We start from the raw sequence: 16,661 nt of genomic DNA, 5'->3' as shown, positions 1-16,661 counted from the left end.
TTCGTGCTTTTTTGTAGAAAGTATTATGGGTATATGATCGATTCTGGAGAAGGAGGAAGAAAATGAGGTTAATGAAAAAATTCACATGGGTAGGAACATTACTAACGCTGCTGCTTATTGTAACGGGGTGCAGCCAGAATCAGCAGGTTCTTTTTGACGCTGCCATGAAAATGCAAAATGTTACATCCTTGCAGCAGCAGACAACCATGACCTTTAATTTAAGTGGCTCAGATTTTGATCCGTCTGTTCAACAACAAATTAATACAGCTGCTGCATTTGTGAATAATGCCAAGCTGGATGTTGATGTTAAAACAATGACTAATGAAGAGAAGACTGTGGGAAAGTCTCAAGCTACGATGGGCCTAAGTTTACAAGGGATGAACATAACTGTACCTGTCTGGATAGATTCGGATCTGACTGGCGCTCAGCCAAAAGTCCTGGAGATAGTTAAACTCCCCCAAATGGCCACCGCCTCCTTGCCTCCTCAATTTGCAGCTAAGGAATATATGGTGCTTAACCCCTATAACATGGGGGCTGCTCAACCAACTATGAACTTAACACAGCTTGCGGAGTTTACCAAGAATTTTCAATCCGAGCAAGTAGAATTTCTAACGAGTTATTCTAAACGTTTTAATCCGGATGTTAATGTCGTTGCTAAGGGAAGCCAATATGTGCAAACAAACGATGGCCGTATATCGGCAAAGCTTTATGAGGTAAAGCTAAATGATGCCCAATTAAAGGAGTTTATTCGCTATACTGTCAATAACTTTACTCAAGACAAAGAGGCTATGCTTTTTGTTAAGGATTTTATGGGATCTGTTTTGGGACTTAGTCAGCTTCCCGAAGGCGAAAAAACTATTCGTGAGTTCAATCAGGCCTTCGAGGAATTTGATGCCAATAAACCAGAATTCCTAACTCAATTTAATAAGGTTATGGATGAATTGAAAAAGGTTCCCATTTTAGGTGATCAAGGGATTGAGTTGCAATACGCTATTGCCGACGGATATGTTGTCAAGAAGAGTGGGATCATTGATCTGAAAGTTGATCTGGCTGGGATTAACCGATTAATGAATACTTTGAGTTCTCAAGAAACCTCTTCTGAAGAGGTAAAGGGCAAGTTGAGTTTGAAGATGACCTTTAGTACCCTTACTTCAGGCATTAATAAACCGGTTGAAATTCAAATTCCGGAGGTCAATCCAAGTAACTCCTTTGACTATATGGATTTGATGACATCCTTTATCCCTAAAGAAACACGCCTGGCGGGTCAGGATGGTTTCAAAACCGCCCGCATAATTGCTGAAGAGTATAACAGCGGAGAATGCAGCAGCATAATTTTAGTCTCCGGTCATAATTTCACAGATGCCTTATCGGCTAGTCTCTTGTCCAAAAAGTTTGAGGCTCCAATATTATTGGCAGGCTCTACCGTTGAAGACTCAGCTGAAGCCTTTGACTACATTAATAAACATTCCAACTCAGCTACTAAAATACTGATTATTGGTGGTACGGCAGCAATCGGTTCATCCATCGAAACAGAACTTATTAAGGGTGGACATGGAAACATTGAACGATTAAGTGGATACGACCGCTATGATACAGGTATGGCAGTAGTGAATAAAGCTAATGTTCAAGCGGGAACTCCGGTGGTCGTTGTTTCAGGCGAAAGTTTTCCTGATGCACTGAGCACTGCCAGCTTTGTAGGGGCTAACCAGTACCCGGCGCTCCTGACTTCTTACAGCACTCTGTCGGCTAAAACTAAAGAATTTTTGGCTGGTAATAAGCCTGCTACAGTGTATATTGTAGGGGGAGTGGGTATTATCTCTCCGGAGGTAGAAGCCCAAATAAGAGAATTGGTACCCAATGCCGTTATTAAACGACTGGCGGGAAATGACCGTTTTGATACAACGGGTGTTGTGGTTAACGAGTTTGCAGTGAATCCAAAGACAGTTTATTTGGCAAACGGATTTGATTATGTGGACGCAGTTGCCGGAAGTGCCCTAGCTGCCAAGACCGGTGATCCTATTCTGCTTATTGACCCTAAACTGGGAACCCTCCCAACCGCAGCTGAAGCCTACCTTAAGAAACTATCTGCGTCAGGGAGCCATCCTACGGTTCGTGCTTTAGGCGGAGCCGTGGTTGTCCCTGATAGTTTGATTAAGCAGGCTGAAAGGGTTCTTAACGGGATGTAAGACTTTGTTTTAGTTCTAAAAATTTTAAAGTGTTTATTTTAAACTGGTAAGCGGTCTCTTTTCACTGTTGAAGTGAAGGAGGCCGCTTATTTTGGTATTGAAAAAAAAATCTCTGGGAAGTTAGGGTAAATATATTTAACACTTGGTTAACATGGTGGGTAAGTTGAACTTTACAAATCAATGTTAGAATTTATCAAATTGGAGCTCTATAAGTGAGTGTTCCTTATTTTACTTCAGTGAGGTAAATCCCTGTCTGAGACCTGATAGTCAGATTTAGCTGAATGAGTTCACTTGGAATTGGAGTACTTGATGAATATTGCGAATGCTTGGTAAGGTTGGGAATATAGTAGTAGAGAGACTTGGATTCCTAATGAGGAGGTAAAGAATTTCGAAACAACTGGAATATAATAACAGAGAGATGCTAGTTGAGGATGCAAAAAGGGGTGTATAGGTTGCAAAAAGTATATGTACTCGATTCAAGTGTGTTATTGCATGACCCTAACGCAATCGTCCGATTTCAAGACAATGAAGTGATTATTCCCTATGTAGTTCTGGAGGAAATAGAAAGCAAGAAACGAATCTTGGAAAATATCGGTCGCTCTGCTCGGGAAGCTATCCGTTTTTTAGACAGTTTGAGAGCCAAGGGTCAACTTTCTCAAGGTGTGCTCTTACCTAACGGATGTAAGGTGCGAATTGAGTTGAATCACTATTCCAATGATATTTTACCTCTGAACTCGGATTTAGGATTGGCAGATAACCGGATCTTAGCTGTGTCACTAAGTTTAACTCGCGAAGAAGCACGCCCGGTAATCTTAGTTACTAAAGATATTGCCATGCGGGTTAAAGCTGATGCCTTAGGGATTTTAACGGATGATTATCATAATGACAAAGTAGTATTGCCGGCTCTTACGGAGGAGATTTTAAGCTTGCCCCTTGATGATAAGGAGGTTGCAGGTCTTTATCAGAATAAGTTCATTCCATTAAAGACACCGTTATCTCCAAACCGCTGCGTAAAGGCGGTTCTGAGTGATGACAGTATTCTGCCTCTGGTATCTACTCCGGATGGAGAAAGGTTGGTCTATCACATGGGGAAAGGTTTTGCTCCCTGGGATGTTAGACCAAGAAATTTAGAACAATCCTGGGCCTTAGAAATGCTGAACAATCCTGAGATTAGATTGGTTAACTTAATGGGGCCGGCGGGTACCGGTAAAACGTTGCTGGCTTTAGCAAGCGGTCTGGAGCAAACGCTTCATTCCGAAACCTATATTAGAATGCTTTGTGCTCGCCCAATTGTTCCCTTTGGTAAAGATATTGGGTTTCTCCCGGGGGAAAAGGATCAGAAAGTGCGGCCGTATATGCAGCCGATTTATGATAATCTTGAATTCTTACTGCGGGCTCGACGGGAAAAGGAGCGCGAAAAGGGCGGCGAAGCCGTGGTTGAGAGTGCGATTGATCTGCTCATTAAGAAGAGGCAGTTAGAAATTGAGGTTCTCACTTATATTCGAGGGCGGAGTATTCCTAATCAATTTATCGTGATTGATGAAGCTCAGAATCTTTCTGCCCATGAGGTGAAGACGATTATAACTCGTGCCGGTGAAGGAACGAAGATTGTTCTCTGTGGTGATCCTGACCAAATTGATCATCCTTATTTAGACAAAGAGAGTAATGGATTGGCCCATCTAGCCTCTCGGCTAGCGGGACAATCTTTTTATGGGCAAGTTCGCTTGATTCGTGGAGAGCGGAGTGAACTGGCGACACGGGCGGCAGGGTTGCTATAGCGGGTATTAGAAGGAAACGTGTTGGGGGGACGGTCCTTTTAACACACAATTGTGTGTTAAAAGGACCGTCCCCCCAACACGCCCAACACGTTTCCAGGGTTCGACAGGATTAATAATTCTTCGCGGCAGGAAAAAGAAGGAATAAAGAGGAATTGAAGCAAACTAATGGATTCAATTAATCGTGTCAGGGGGAAGGGTTTATGGAACGGAAGCTTCGCTATGTATGGTGGTTTGTGCTGGTTGCCTTGGTTATTATAGCGATTTGGAAGCTCTTTCTTCCTCATGGTACTTACGCCTATGTTCAAAAGTCGGATTCCAGTCGTGAGATTGTGGTTTATGTGGCAGGGGCAGTTGAAAGCCCGGGTCTTGTTCATTTAGCACCTGACGCCAGGTTAGATGATGCTCTTAAGCAGGTTCAACTGTTGCCGGAGGCGAATTTAGAGAACATGAATCCGGCTGAAAAGCTTAAGGATGGGCAGAAGGTTACGGTTCCCTTTAAGGCTGTGGTTGCTCCACTTGATCCGGCAACTGGGAATTCAGGTGGAACCGGAGGTGTTGGCTCTCCATCCGCTGCGGCGCCTACTGCCACTGCTGCTCCAGCTACTGGGACTTCTGTGTCGGTGGACGGCAAAATTAATATTAACACTGCCGGAGCGGCGGATTTGGATAAGCTGTCCGGTATCGGGCCGGCTTTAGCGGAACGAATTATTCAATATCGGACGGAGAATGGACTCTTTGCCAGGGCCGAAGACTTGCAGAATGTTTCTGGCATCGGTCCTAAAACCTTTGAGAAGATGGCTGCTCAAGTGACGGTTGGGCCATGAGGGACCCTTGGATTATTCGTGCTGTCGCTCTCTTGATTGGTGGGATTTTTGGAGCTTATGTTCCGGTTCAAGGGCGATTTTGGATTTTTGGGATTCTGATTCTGATCGGAGGACGCTTTATATTGTGGCGTCCTCGTGACTTTTTTGGACGATTGTTTCGTCCTGAGATTCCTTTATTGGCAGTGAGTCTTATGCTGGGCTTTCTCTATGGATCCTTAGCTGAGCGTACTTTGCCGGAGCCGCTTATTTTAGATCGGGTGGAGATTATTGGATTTATAAAGGATTGGAATATTTCTAAGGACAAAGCTGTTGGATTAATTAGAGTTGAGGAAGGGAAGGTTAAGGGGGAGACTTATCAGTTAGCTGTTTATTTAGATGGCTCAGGGCAGGTTCCCGGCGAGTGGAGAAGGATCCGGCCCGGGGATCTGGTTAGCTTTAAGGCTCACCTGGAAAGACCCAAGTCTCTCGGTACACCTGGGGGATTTGATCAGCGCCTTTACTATGGGGTCAGAGGCCTGAGTGGAAGGATGTATGCTCAAGGGGATACGACACTTCTTACTGCGGGGAAGCCGAGTATTACTTGGCAGATTCGTCAGCAGGTTCGGGATCGGCTCTTAGCCTGGGAATCAGCAGAGACGGGAGTTTTGGAAGGGATTCTGTTTGGAGATTCCAGCCAAATACCCGATGATATCATAGAACGGTATAAAGTAACGGGTGTGCTTCATGTTTTTGCTGCCTCTGGTTCCAATGTGGCTTTTGTCTTGGGGTTTTCTTGGCTGTTGTTTTGGTTCTTGCCCAAGAGATTTAGGATTGTTGGAGCGGTTTTGGCGCTTTTGCTGTATGCCGCCCTTTGTGGAGGAAACGCTCCGATTGTTAGGGCAACTATTTTGGGGATAGCTCTGATCCTTGGCCGCTTGGGTCGAGGAAAAGTAGCTACCCTAAGATGGTTATTTTTTGCTGCTGTTGGTCTATTTATAGATAATCCTCTAATTATTCAGGATTTAGGTTTTCAATTATCCTTTGCTGCAGCGTGGGGAATTGTGGTGCTAACTCCACGTATTCTGGAGATTAAGTTTTTGGCAAAGATACCTGCTTTGGTTAGACTTGCTTTGGCCGGTACTTTAGCAGCGCAAGTGGCAACGTTGCCACTCTTGATTGCCGCTTTTCATCGCTTATCCTTAATTGGGTTTATTGTAAATGTCTTTATTCTTTTTATCTTAGGCAGTGTTTTGGAATTAGGACTGATTGGCGTTATCCTATCTTTTTCTGAAGAGTTATCTGCTCCTTTATTTCAGGCCAGTTTATGGTTGTTAAAGGGTACGAATACAATTTTAGAAAAGCTGGCAGAATTACCTTATGCTGATGTTTGGGTTTTGAACCCGGGCCCCCTTTTTTGGATTGCTTGGTATGGTGGGATTGGAATTCTGTTGTGGGGAAAAGAGCGTGCGCTTTTTACTCTCCAGGCTAGATGGGTTTACCACAGAAGAGGGTTGAGATCTATTGCAGGCAAACTGGTCCGGAGATGTCCTTGGGAATTTTGCTTAGAGATGCAACGGAGGCTGGTCAATCTGTCCTTTAGTCCTATGAATGTGAAGGGATGGATGGTTAGTTGGGGCGTAACTCTCTTGATCTTATTATTAATGTGGAGCCCTTGGAATGCCCAACAAGAGTTGGAAGTGGCCATGATTGACGTTGGGCAAGGAGATGCTCTGTTAATACTTAGTCCGGAGGGTCATGCCATTTTGCTAGATGCCGGACCTCGAAGTGAGACCTTCGATGCCGGTGAACGTATAGTTCTTCCCTATTTACTGCATAGAGGGATAGGATCTTTAGATGCCTTCTTAATAACTCATGAAGACGCAGATCATATTGGCGGAGCACGTGCAGTGCTTGCTAATATTCCAACAGGTTGGGTTGGGGTGCCTGCTGTGGGTGAGCGCCTGGAAAATCAAGAATGGCAAGCAGGTCTTCCCATGGGACTAACCCGACAGGCGGAGAAGCTGCGCATGCTGCAAGCCGGGGATCAAATTAATTTAGGGTCGGGAGCATGGCTGGATGTTTTGGGCCCGCATCGAATTCTGGAGGGAACTAATTCAGATCCTAATAATAACTCGTTGGTGCTTAAGCTTCATTACCTAGAGCAAAGCTTTATGCTGACAGCCGATATGGAAGAAGAGGAAATGCAGGACATTTTCCAGTCAGGCGCAAATTTGGAAACAGATATTTTTAAAGTACCCCATCATGGAAGTCGTTTCTCTTTATATAGTCCCTGGTTAGAAAGTATGGATCCCGAAGCTGTCTTGATTTCTGTTGGCAAAAATACTTTTGGACATCCGGCAAAAGACGTATTGAAATATTGGGAGGAGCGTCATGTTCCGGTATTTCGAACAGATGAGCATGGGACAATCCGGGTATTGATAGGGGAGCGGGGAGTTGAAATCCTGCCTGGCCGATATCTGGAAGCTAACGCAAATTAATTCATTAAATACTACTATTTAATGTATAAAAAGGTAATACAGGGTAACAATAGTAAGGAACATCTCTTTTCTCCTCCTCTTTCTTTTGCTCCTCCACTACCGTGGAGGACTTTTTTTTTGTTCTATCCCAAATCTGAACTCGCCGTATACAAATTCTTACGCGCAATTATGGCTGGAGAGGATTCTGACTTGGACTCTTGGATACGTACCACTTATAATAGGAGTAGAGGTGGTTGAATTGCGTGAGATAGAACAAATTAAGGAAAGCATAAAGACGGGACGGGTTCCGTCAATTTATCTTTGGTATGGTGAGGATCGGTTTCTAATTCAGGAAGGGTTTCAAGTCCTTAAGTCGTTCTATTTTACGATGGATCCTTCCGGTGGCGGGATTGAAGTCTTAGACCCTAAAGCATTGTCTCCGGCGGAAATTGTTGAGCGTGCCAATACGATGTCTTTTTTTGCCAGGCGGTTAGTTGTGGTTGAAGAGGCAACCTACTTTCAAGATGGACAAACGGCAGATTTAGACCCGTTTTTAGAGTACTTTTCAGATCCTAATCCTTCGACCTGTCTGCTTTTTATTGCTGAAAGTGTTCATAGAGGAAGAAAATTTTATAAAGCTTTAGATCGTGTTGGTGAAGTCTTGGAATTCTGTGCGCCAAAACGTCCTCAGGAATGGATGGCCTGGGTTCAGTCCGAGTTAAAGGTCCGGGGAAAAGCAATGGATACTCAAGTTTTATCGGGATTCATTGAATGGGTAGGGCATCACACGGGAGTTTTAAGTCAAGAGTTAGACAAGCTGGTAGTTTTCGTGGGAGATCGTACCAAAATATCGATGGAAGATGTGCAAGCTATCTCTACTCGAACGATTGAAGCGAGCATTTTCAGTCTTTTGGATGCAATAGCGGCGCGATCCTCCGAAAAGGCTATTAAGACCTTGCGGGATGTGTTGCGGGAAGAACATCCATTAAAAGTTCTGACCTTAATGGTTAGACAGGTCAGGCTTCTGCTTGGCTGTGACGCACTTCGTAAGCGAGGAGGGAACGTCAACGAGGTTCCTGCTTTGTTAGGGATTAAACCCTATGAAGCTCAAAAAATATGGCAGCAATCTATAAAACTATCAACCAAGCAGTTGTCCCAAAGTTTAGTTGAGTGTTTGAATACGGATGTAGCCCTGAAAACTGGGGGCGGTGATCCGGGGTTGTTGTTGGAAATGATGATCATAAGGTTTTGTGAGGGAGAATTAGCTTGAATACAATCTTCTCTTCGCAAAACGGGTGAAGGGCTACATTTTCGCGCCTATATTTACTGCGGCATGAGATAATCATAATGTTTATGAGTATCGTTAAGATTTATGCTTTCAAATATAAAAAGAAACTCAAAGCAATTTTGCTTGAGTTTCTTTTTTATAATTTGACATTGGTTAATTTGTAACGCTATCTTGAAGAGTTGCTAATTCCTTTGCAAATAATTTTTCAGGAGACAGAATTATTATCATTCTATCTTCTATTTTTCCTATGCCAATAATGTAGTTATCACCATTTCCGCATATGAAATCGGGAGTCGCCTGAACTTGCTCGTCATTTAGCTTAACAATATCTGTAACTTCATCGACAATACAACCTACGGTGGAGTTGTTAGCATTTAACATGATGAATTTACTTTCTTCGGAGATAGCCTTTTCATTTATCTCGAATTTAGTCCTCAAGTTAAATATGTAACTTATGTTCCCACGTAAATTTATCATTCCTTCTAAAGATTTATCAGTTCCCGGTAGTGTCTGGATGTTAAATTTTCTTGCTCTTAAAATCCCGTTAATTGCCGAAACGTCAATCCCATATTCTTTACCGTCTAACTCGAAAATTACTAGTTGAATACCCAAAACGTCCCCTCCTTCCACTTAACTAAGGACTTAAAGTGTGGTTGCGAGTTTTTCCAATTGTTCAGTAAGACCGGCAATCTCCATGACGCTAGCAGTCACTTCTTCGATAGCTGCAGCTTGCTGCTCAATGGTAGAAGTTGTTGCATTTCCCATCTCCACGGTTTTGTCGACAGAGTCTTTTATCGAGGTGGTTAGATCTTTAATTTTGCCAACTGTTTCTTTAGAATCAGCAGATAGTTTCCTGATTTCTTGGGCCACTACACCAAAGCCTAGCCCGGCTTCACCAGCTCTTGCTGCCTCAATCGCTGCATTTAAGCCCAATAATCGGGTTTCGTCAGCAATGTCCTTGATGAAGTCCATTACTGCATCTATTTTACCTGTAACAATATTTACGTTTTTGATCTCATTGTTAAGATTTGCTTGATTTTCACTTACTACGCTAGCCGAAGCTGCTAATTGTTCCATAGTTGCCGATATTTGTGCCAACCCATCAGTGAGAATGTCTGACACCGATTTCAGTTTTAATTGTTGATAAGCGGTATTGGACATATTGTTAGCAACGATATAAAGCACATTTGCCGCAGATTCTATGCTTTCTCGTGTTAATGTTCGAATTTCATGAACTGATTCCACATAGCCATCTTCGTTGACACCGATTTCGTTTGCAATCTTTCGATACTTAACATCGTTTGGAGCATCTGTGAGGACTTGTCCTCCTAAGATAGTACCAATCTGACGTCCTTCCAACATTATCGGTGCGGCAAAGTCGATCAAACCAGCATGACATTCGTAGATTACAGGTTTACCAGTCCTTGCAGCTTCTTCGCCGCCTTTACGATGAGATTCAGCACAACGTTTATCTCCGGTTTCCGTGGAGTGGGTGAAGTCCATGCAAAAACGAGTATAGCTGCTAGGGGCCGTTATTGGAGTACCGTCAAGATCAACTGTAACACTTGCTAATCCGACTCCCTTGGCAAAATCATCTTGAAAGCGCTGGAGAAATTCGATGTCGATAACATCTTTAATGGTTATTGAACTCAAATCCAAATTGCCACCTGTATCTTTTTCTAAAAGTTTCATAGTGATGCCTCCATTGTTTTTAATGCCTAATTTTAAGGTCGAAAAGAGGGTATGTTTGTCTATTTCGACACATATATCGTTTATCCTGCATTAATTTGTCGTAATATCTACTATTTTCTTATTAAAACGACAATTTTTCTGCAAGCTATTTAATCATTTGAGTTTCTACATGCAGTTAGTTCTCAAAGTTATGTTCCTTCGTGAGGATCAGACAATTGACGTGACAAAAAGAACTGCAAGTCAATATGAACTTGCAGTTACGTATAATTCAATAAGGAGGTGTTCTTTATTCTACTTCGATGGGGTAAAATCTCTTGCCGAAGCCTGACTGTTCAGCTTAGGCTGGAAGGGTTTGTTAGCAGGTCTATTTTTAAGCGCAAAAAGCAAACTAGAGGGTATCGCAAACTACTTCTAAAAATAGTTTGCGATACCCTCTTAGTCATGGGCTTGTTTAGCCTACTTGAGCAAAATGCTTGCTGAATCTTCTCGTGAGACGGGACTTCTTGCGAGCAGCTAAGTTTTTATGAATCAAACCCTTAGAGGAGGCTTTATCCAAAGCACGAGCAGCCCTTTTCAAAGCGAGTGCTGCAGTCTCGGAATCCGTGCTGATTGCTTCTTCAAAACGGCGAATGGTTGTCCGTAATGTAGATTTGGCAGCAGCATTTTTAATCGTGCGAGCTTTTTCCAACTCAACTCTTTTGATTGCGGATTTAATGTTTGGCACTTATAGTCACCCCCTTTGGTTATGATATTCTTCGTTTTGTTGCACAAACTATATTCTAACATTAGGTTGTGAATTTATCAAGGAAAAACAGGAAATTAATAGATCATAAATAAAAAACGTTTGTTTTGTTTAAACTAAACCTTGTATCAGATCAACACAAAAGTGTTAGTAATTTAAGGAGGGTCTGTAATGATAGGAATGATCGTAAGGTTTATTGTATCGGCTTTGGTTCTGATGTTGGTAAGTTGGATTGTTCCAGGACTTCGCGTAAATGGATTTACGGGCGCGCTCATTGCTGCTGCAGTTATTGCTATACTTGGCTATGCTGCTGAAAAGTTATTCGGTGATAGAATTTCTCGAGTTGGGCGGGGTTCTATTGGATTCCTTACAGCCGCTGTGGTTATTTACTTCAGCCAGTTTCTCGTTCCAGGCTATATTTCAGTATCAATTATTGGAGCGTTACTTGCTTCTTTAGTTATTGGAATTGTAGACAGCTTTGTTCCTACAACGCTTCGATAAAACATAGAAGGCCATTAAATAACAAAATAAGTTTTTAGTTCTAGATTGGACTTGTTCTTCATACTTCTTCTATAAGAGGAAGGAGGACAAGTCCTTTGCTACGGGAAGATTTTTACCACCGTCAGAAAAAAAACTTTAAGATTTGGTCTTTTAAAGAATGGGTGCGCGGGTTCTTTTTGGGAGTTGTTAGTTTAGTGATTGTTTTAGGGCTCGCCTATGCCCTCCGGAGCGGGGGGGCCTATCAATTTGTTCAGTTTCTCACTCAACAGTCCTTTCCCTTTGAGGCTATTCTGTTAGAAGGTGCACCGGGGTATTCTCAACCCGAACGTGCTCGAGTGAATTTAGCGAGACAGCAGGGTTTGGCAGTAAGTATGTTTTTATTAACTGGTGTAAATATTTCAGATCCACGAACATTTTTTTTAGGATTTTTCTCTCATCCTCCCCAAGGCCCGGTCTGGCTTGGTTGGGCCTATAACCCTGATGACCCAGAGTTTGAGGGTCCGATCTTAGAACCGCTAGAAAGCGTTACTCCTAATGGGAATGAACTTCCTACTCCTGCTTTGCCCGTGAAACCTGGTTCCTCCCAAGTTGTTGTTGGAATTTATAATACACATAATAGTGAAAGCTATGGTGGGAATGGCGGTCCTGATCGCTTACCTGGAAAAAACGGAGATATTGTCACTGTTGGCGAAACCTTAAAAAATGCCCTTGAGAAAAAGGGAGTTGGTACCGTTCATGATACGACTATTCATGATGCGGTGGACTTTATGAAAGCCTATAGTGAGTCCGTAAAAACAGCTGCTAAATTACTTAAGGATCATCCTGCAATAAAAGTATTACTAGATATTCACCGAGATGGCTTACCACCGGGTTTCAAAAAATCAACGGTCAAAGTCAATGGGAAAGAAGCTAGTAAGATTTTGGTTGTTATCGGAAAGAAAAATCCCCACTGGCAAAAGAATGAGGCTTTGGCAAAGAAATTAATGGCAATTGCCGAGAAAAAACATCCTGGGCTTTTTGTTTCCAATATTAGTTATGCGGCAGAAGCGAGGTATAACCAACATCTCTCGGAGGGCGGGTTGTTGCTGGAATTTGGGGATCAATATAATACTTTAGATGAATCGAATAGGGCGGCCGAGGCCTTTGCTGAGGTTTTGGCACAGTGGATGGAGGAGGAAGCGTCTTAGCATCCTACGCCGTTAAGTATCTTTTGGGGATCGCGGCTTCGGCGATAGTGTCCACTGGACACTATCGTGCTATTCCCTTGTCGATAAGGAAACGCAAAACCTCTGGGCTTTCTGCGTGTGAACCGTTGCGTTTCTTCACGCCTTATCGCCTGCGCTCATTGACGCGATTCCACTATAGTACTCCTTCTATTTAATCCCGGAATGAGATTGAGTAATATCCACTAATCTGCGAGTAAGGCTTTATCCGATTTATTTCGACTACGGTCTAATGCTGACTATGATGACTTCAGAACTTTTACCTATGAAGATTGCACTATAGCTAAAAAACAAGCTAGAGAGATAATCTTAGAAATAAGAACTATCCTGAATTAAAGAAATGTAGTAATTGATAAATTCCGTTTGCATTAATTTGCAAACGGTTTCGTAGTTATAAACGTAACGTTATTGAATACAAACAAACATTTGCCTTAAGGATGATACGAACCTTCCTCGGGTTTTGAGGAGAAGGTGGGAGGACGTGGTGGGGAGGCTGTTTGCATCGTTGATCCAAAGGCGTGGATCAAGTGGGAATGTTTGCGGCTTTGCTGTAATTTGGGGCAAGTGGAGATGTTTTTTTACTTGAATTTAATAAGGGACTATTCTTGCTCCCCACCTTTTTTAGCAGGAAGAAAAATGCTATAATTCGGATGGCGAGTAGTGATGGGAAGAAGAGGTTAATTTTGTATGTCATCGACTAACAGGACGGTTATGAAGGCAGCTGGGTTTTTGATGGCTGCTCAAATGGTTTCGCGTATTTTAGGTTTTTTACGAGAATCCTTGATGGCGGGTTTTTTTGGTCAGAGTGGGGTCACGGATGCTTATAATACGGCTTTTGTTCTTCCGGATTTATTATATTGGCTTTTAGTGGGCGGAGTTTTGAGTGCCGCCTTTATTCCTGTCTTTTCAGAGTATATTGCCAAGGGTAATGAGGACGAGGGGTGGCGGGTAGTTAGCTCGGTAGTCAATATAATCTTCCTTACGTTAGGAGTACTTGTACTATTGGGATTGTTCTTTACGCCTCAGTTTATTCGTTTGGTGGTTCCGGGGTTTGCACCGGAGAATATGACTTTGGCCATTAAATTAACTCGAATTCTGTTAATACAGCCCTTATTTATGGCTTTAAGTGGTTTGACGATGGGGGTTTTAAATTCTTATAAGATTTTCTGGCCTTCGGCATTGGGGACGGTGCTCTATAATGCCTGTGTTATAATTTTTGGGACTGTTTTGGCAAATCCGGATAAACCAGAGAGTGTTTCGGGTTTTGCATTAGGAGTAGTTGTTGGGGCTTTAGTTAGCTTTGCAGTTCAGATCCCAGCTTTACGTCGGGTTGGGGTACGCTATTATCCAGTGATTGATTTGAGTCATTCAGGTGTTCGCTTGATTGGAGCTTTAGCGGTCCCGATTATTCTTAGTTATTCTCTAAACCAAATTCAGGTGGTGGTTAACAACAACTTCGGGTCCATGTTGTTCCCCGGTAGCATTACCTCAGTCTGGTATTCTTACCGACTGTTCCAGCTGCCGGTGGGGATTTTTGCTTTAGCGATTGCCGTGGCCACCTTTCCGACGATGACAGAGCAAGCTGCGTTGAAGCGATGGGATGATTTTCGGATGACGCTTTCCAATGCAATTCGGATGGTTATTTTTATTACCCTGCCGATTTCTGTAGGCATGATTGTATTGCGATTTCCGTTGATTCGAGTTCTGTTTCAGCATGGACAGTTCACTGCAGATGACACATTAACCATGGCAATTCCCCTGTTTTATTTTTCCATAGGAATATCTTCTCAGGCGGTCATTCAGATTTTGCCGCGGGCTTTTTATGCTCTGCAAGATACTTGGACTCCGGTTATTCTGGGCATTATTTCTATGGCGGTTAACATTTTAGCCATGTATTTATTGATTGGCCCCCTGGCCCATGGAGGTTTAGCTTTTGCCACAACAATTGCTGCCTTCGTGAATATGCTGCTGTTGTTTTATCTGCTGCGCAAGAGGTTAGGGAAAATGGATGGTTGGGTAATTTTTGGAACGTGTGTGAAAGCATTAGTGGCTTCGCTTATTATGGCTACGGTAATCTGGGGGTGGAGTGAATGGTTTACTCCCCTGACGGGAGTCAGTACATTTGGCTCTCTGCTAATATTAATCAGTGGAACGGCAGTAGGAATGATAGTATTTGCAGGTATGGCAAAGCTTTTGAAAATGAGTGAATTCACGCAGGTCATGGGGCTTGTACAGCGGAAGATTGGCAGTAAGAGACTATAAATTATTTTGCAAAACGGCGTAATAGCCCGATATAGTATTAAAAAGTAATATATTTGATAGTATTAGAACAGAAATGGTTCTTTTTACTTAGTGACAATAAGGACTATTTCAAGTACTATATTGAATATAGTTTATAGAGATTCGGCAATGAAGCCGTCATGATATTAATAATATCTGACGGCTTTTTCTATTTTAAGTCAGACTCCCCGGTGGTATTGAGCATCGCATTGATTTAGTGAAATTGTTTTAACTTGGTTTTTTAGGGGGGAGAGACTTGAGAGCAACAGTACCTACAGAAAAATCTAAACCTTCTTTAGAGCGATCGGCTTTGCTGTTAGCTATGACTCAGACGAGGGAAGAAGAGGAGAAACTAAAGAGGTCACTATTTGAATCCTTTAATCTGCGTTGTGGTGTGACAGAACTAGGAGGAACTGTTGCCAATCTCCAGCACACCGGAAAGCTTACCAATTCAGTGATGGCGACAGCGTTCAACACCGGAGTTATTCCCAAAGAAGATCGTAAGATTCACGCTCTTATCCATGCCACCTTAGAAGCCAGCAACAGCATATTTATTCATACCAATAGTAATGCCAGCTTTGCCTTAAAGATTGGGTTAACAACAGATACAGAATGGATTGCGGTGGCGATCTATGGCCGCTCTTCCTTGCACCCTCTTCTGGAACATGCCAGAGTTGGATTAGGGGTTATGCATCTTTAATGTAGGGAAGGCCACAAGTTGTATTTAATAAGTGGGAAAGACCTGAACCAAATAGTGGAAAATTTAGACGATTAGTGTAACTGAAGTCTAGAGGTCGCAGAGTATTTTTAAAGTAGAGAGACACGTAGTGAATAGGGCGCAGAGATTAGCGAAAGTATCAGAGAACAGAGTTCAGAGAATAAAGAGATTTGATTGCTTAGACAGCTTTGGGAGATCATTAGAGATTGGATTATTTGAGATTAGTGAGTACCCCAGAGAGCGAAAAGTTGGTCAAACTATAGATTATAGGTCAGATTTTAGCGATTAAGTGAGATTTAAACTAAGTGATTGAGTGAAGTCTTTAACAGACTAGGATATAAAATTACCTGTAGCACAATTTCATAACCGGGCACCAAATCAGGTGAGGATTTGGAGCGGAAGAGTGTTTAAGAGAGCCCTTAATTATTACAATTAAGGGCTCTCTTTGTCTTTTTATCCGATGACTACCAGCCGTAAGACTCCCGCCTGCTCTAAAGTACGCGCCGAACCGCAAATGACACAGAACAACTTTAGCGGTGAGGATGAGAAATTAAATGAAAAATTATTAAAGGAGGTGATGCTCTGAATTGGTAATTTCGATCTATCTAATCCCAAGAACCGACAAGAGTTTAAATTTGAGGAGGATGAACTTATATGAAGATGATTAGAGCCATTGTGAGACCCGATAAAACTGAGGCTGTAGCTGAGGCTTTAGCAAATGCCGGAATGCCCTCTCTGACAAAAATGCATGTCTTTGGTCGAGGCAGGACAAAAGGTATTCGTATCGGTGATGTTGTTTATGATGAATTTCCTAAAACCATGCTGTTGATGGTGGTTGAAGATGAAAAGCTGGACTCAGCCATCAATGTCATCCTAGAGAGTGCCAAAACAGGAACCATGGGGGATGGTAAAGTCTTTGTTACTGAAGTGGAAGAAGCTTATACCGTAAGTAAAGGAACAAAGGGGTTGTAAG

The 16,661-nt window shown here is 42.6% G+C and carries 13 protein-coding genes; 10 read left to right on the top strand and 3 right to left on the bottom strand.

The features are described from left to right. Positions 1-62: 62 nt before the first annotated feature. The 5 genes from DESMER_RS19420 (at position 63) to holA (ending at position 8,514) form a co-directional block, all read left to right on the top strand. Positions 63-2,186 carry a cell wall-binding repeat-containing protein gene (locus DESMER_RS19420; protein ID WP_014904772.1) on the top strand — a complete coding sequence of 708 codons (2,124 nt, stop codon included), beginning with the start codon at positions 63-65 and terminating at the stop codon, positions 2,184-2,186. A gap of 452 nt (positions 2,187-2,638) precedes the next feature. Beyond that, positions 2,639-3,964 carry a PhoH family protein gene (locus tag DESMER_RS19415; protein WP_042334010.1) on the top strand — a complete coding sequence of 442 codons (1,326 nt, stop codon included), beginning with the start codon at positions 2,639-2,641 and terminating at the stop codon, positions 3,962-3,964. A gap of 200 nt (positions 3,965-4,164) precedes the next feature. Further along, a complete protein-coding gene (locus DESMER_RS19410; protein WP_014904770.1) occupies positions 4,165-4,788 on the top strand; it encodes a helix-hairpin-helix domain-containing protein in 624 nt (207 codons plus the stop codon). After that, positions 4,785-7,265, top strand: a complete 2,481-nt coding sequence (locus DESMER_RS19405) for a DNA internalization-related competence protein ComEC/Rec2 (protein WP_014904769.1) — start codon at positions 4,785-4,787, stop codon at positions 7,263-7,265. The genes DESMER_RS19410 and DESMER_RS19405 overlap by 4 nt, the downstream gene beginning before the upstream one ends. A 238-nt stretch (positions 7,266-7,503) precedes the next feature. After that, positions 7,504-8,514 carry a DNA polymerase III subunit delta gene (gene holA / locus DESMER_RS19400; RefSeq protein WP_042334809.1) on the top strand — a complete coding sequence of 337 codons (1,011 nt, stop codon included), beginning with the start codon at positions 7,504-7,506 and terminating at the stop codon, positions 8,512-8,514. 171 nt (positions 8,515-8,685) lie between these two features. Here the strand turns inward: holA and DESMER_RS19395 are convergent, their stop codons facing one another. The 3 genes from DESMER_RS19395 to rpsT form a co-directional block, all read right to left on the bottom strand. Next, positions 8,686-9,144 (bottom strand): chemotaxis protein CheW, encoded by a 459-nt coding sequence (locus DESMER_RS19395; protein WP_014904767.1) that lies wholly within the window; start codon positions 9,142-9,144, stop codon positions 8,686-8,688. A 30-nt stretch (positions 9,145-9,174) separates the two neighbouring features. Continuing rightward, positions 9,175-10,224, bottom strand: coding sequence for a PocR ligand-binding domain-containing protein (locus DESMER_RS19390; protein ID WP_014904766.1), 1,050 nt, complete (start codon positions 10,222-10,224; stop codon positions 9,175-9,177). Positions 10,225-10,675: 451 nt separating this feature from the next. Continuing rightward, on the bottom strand, positions 10,676-10,948 hold the full coding sequence (rpsT, locus tag DESMER_RS19385) for a 30S ribosomal protein S20 (RefSeq protein ID WP_014904765.1): 273 nt from the start codon (positions 10,946-10,948) through the stop codon (positions 10,676-10,678). Positions 10,949-11,137: 189 nt separating this feature from the next. Between rpsT and DESMER_RS19380 the strand changes: the two genes are divergently transcribed. The 5 genes from DESMER_RS19380 to DESMER_RS19360 all read left to right on the top strand — a co-directional run bounded on the left by DESMER_RS19380 (position 11,138) and on the right by DESMER_RS19360 (position 16,660). Further along, positions 11,138-11,467 (top strand): phage holin family protein, encoded by a 330-nt coding sequence (locus DESMER_RS19380; protein ID WP_014904764.1) that lies wholly within the window; start codon positions 11,138-11,140, stop codon positions 11,465-11,467. Between the two features lie 95 nt (positions 11,468-11,562). Next, complete coding sequence (spoIIP, locus tag DESMER_RS19375; protein ID WP_014904763.1) at positions 11,563-12,654, top strand: stage II sporulation protein P; 1,092 nt, start codon at positions 11,563-11,565, stop codon at positions 12,652-12,654. Positions 12,655-13,377: 723 nt separating this feature from the next. Next, positions 13,378-14,952 carry a murein biosynthesis integral membrane protein MurJ gene (gene murJ, locus DESMER_RS19370; protein ID WP_014904762.1) on the top strand — a complete coding sequence of 525 codons (1,575 nt, stop codon included), beginning with the start codon at positions 13,378-13,380 and terminating at the stop codon, positions 14,950-14,952. Between the two features lie 274 nt (positions 14,953-15,226). Then, positions 15,227-15,670 (top strand): HutP family protein, encoded by a 444-nt coding sequence (locus DESMER_RS19365; RefSeq protein WP_014904761.1) that lies wholly within the window; start codon positions 15,227-15,229, stop codon positions 15,668-15,670. Positions 15,671-16,342: 672 nt separating this feature from the next. Beyond that, the gene (locus DESMER_RS19360) at positions 16,343-16,660 is read left to right on the top strand and encodes a P-II family nitrogen regulator (protein WP_014904760.1); all 318 of its coding nucleotides are present in this window, start codon (positions 16,343-16,345) and stop codon (positions 16,658-16,660) included. Position 16,661: the final 1 nt, after the last annotated feature.

Source organism: Desulfosporosinus meridiei DSM 13257, from assembly GCF_000231385.2.
GTDB lineage: Bacteria > Bacillota > Desulfitobacteriia > Desulfitobacteriales > Desulfitobacteriaceae > Desulfosporosinus > Desulfosporosinus meridiei.
This window is presented reverse-complemented; position numbering and strand designations above follow the sequence as displayed.

Coding starts and splice junctions, on each gene's coding strand:
- DESMER_RS19405 (WP_014904769.1), top strand. CDS start 4,785: ATGAGGGACCCTTGGATTATTCGTGCTGTCGCTCTCTTGATTGGTGGG.
- DESMER_RS19360 (WP_014904760.1), top strand. CDS start 16,343: ATGAAGATGATTAGAGCCATTGTGAGACCCGATAAAACTGAGGCTGTA.
- murJ (WP_014904762.1), top strand. CDS start 13,378: ATGTCATCGACTAACAGGACGGTTATGAAGGCAGCTGGGTTTTTGATG.
- DESMER_RS19390 (WP_014904766.1), bottom strand. CDS start 10,224: ATGAAACTTTTAGAAAAAGATACAGGTGGCAATTTGGATTTGAGTTCA.
- DESMER_RS19420 (WP_014904772.1), top strand. CDS start 63: ATGAGGTTAATGAAAAAATTCACATGGGTAGGAACATTACTAACGCTG.
- DESMER_RS19410 (WP_014904770.1), top strand. CDS start 4,165: ATGGAACGGAAGCTTCGCTATGTATGGTGGTTTGTGCTGGTTGCCTTG.
- DESMER_RS19380 (WP_014904764.1), top strand. CDS start 11,138: ATGATAGGAATGATCGTAAGGTTTATTGTATCGGCTTTGGTTCTGATG.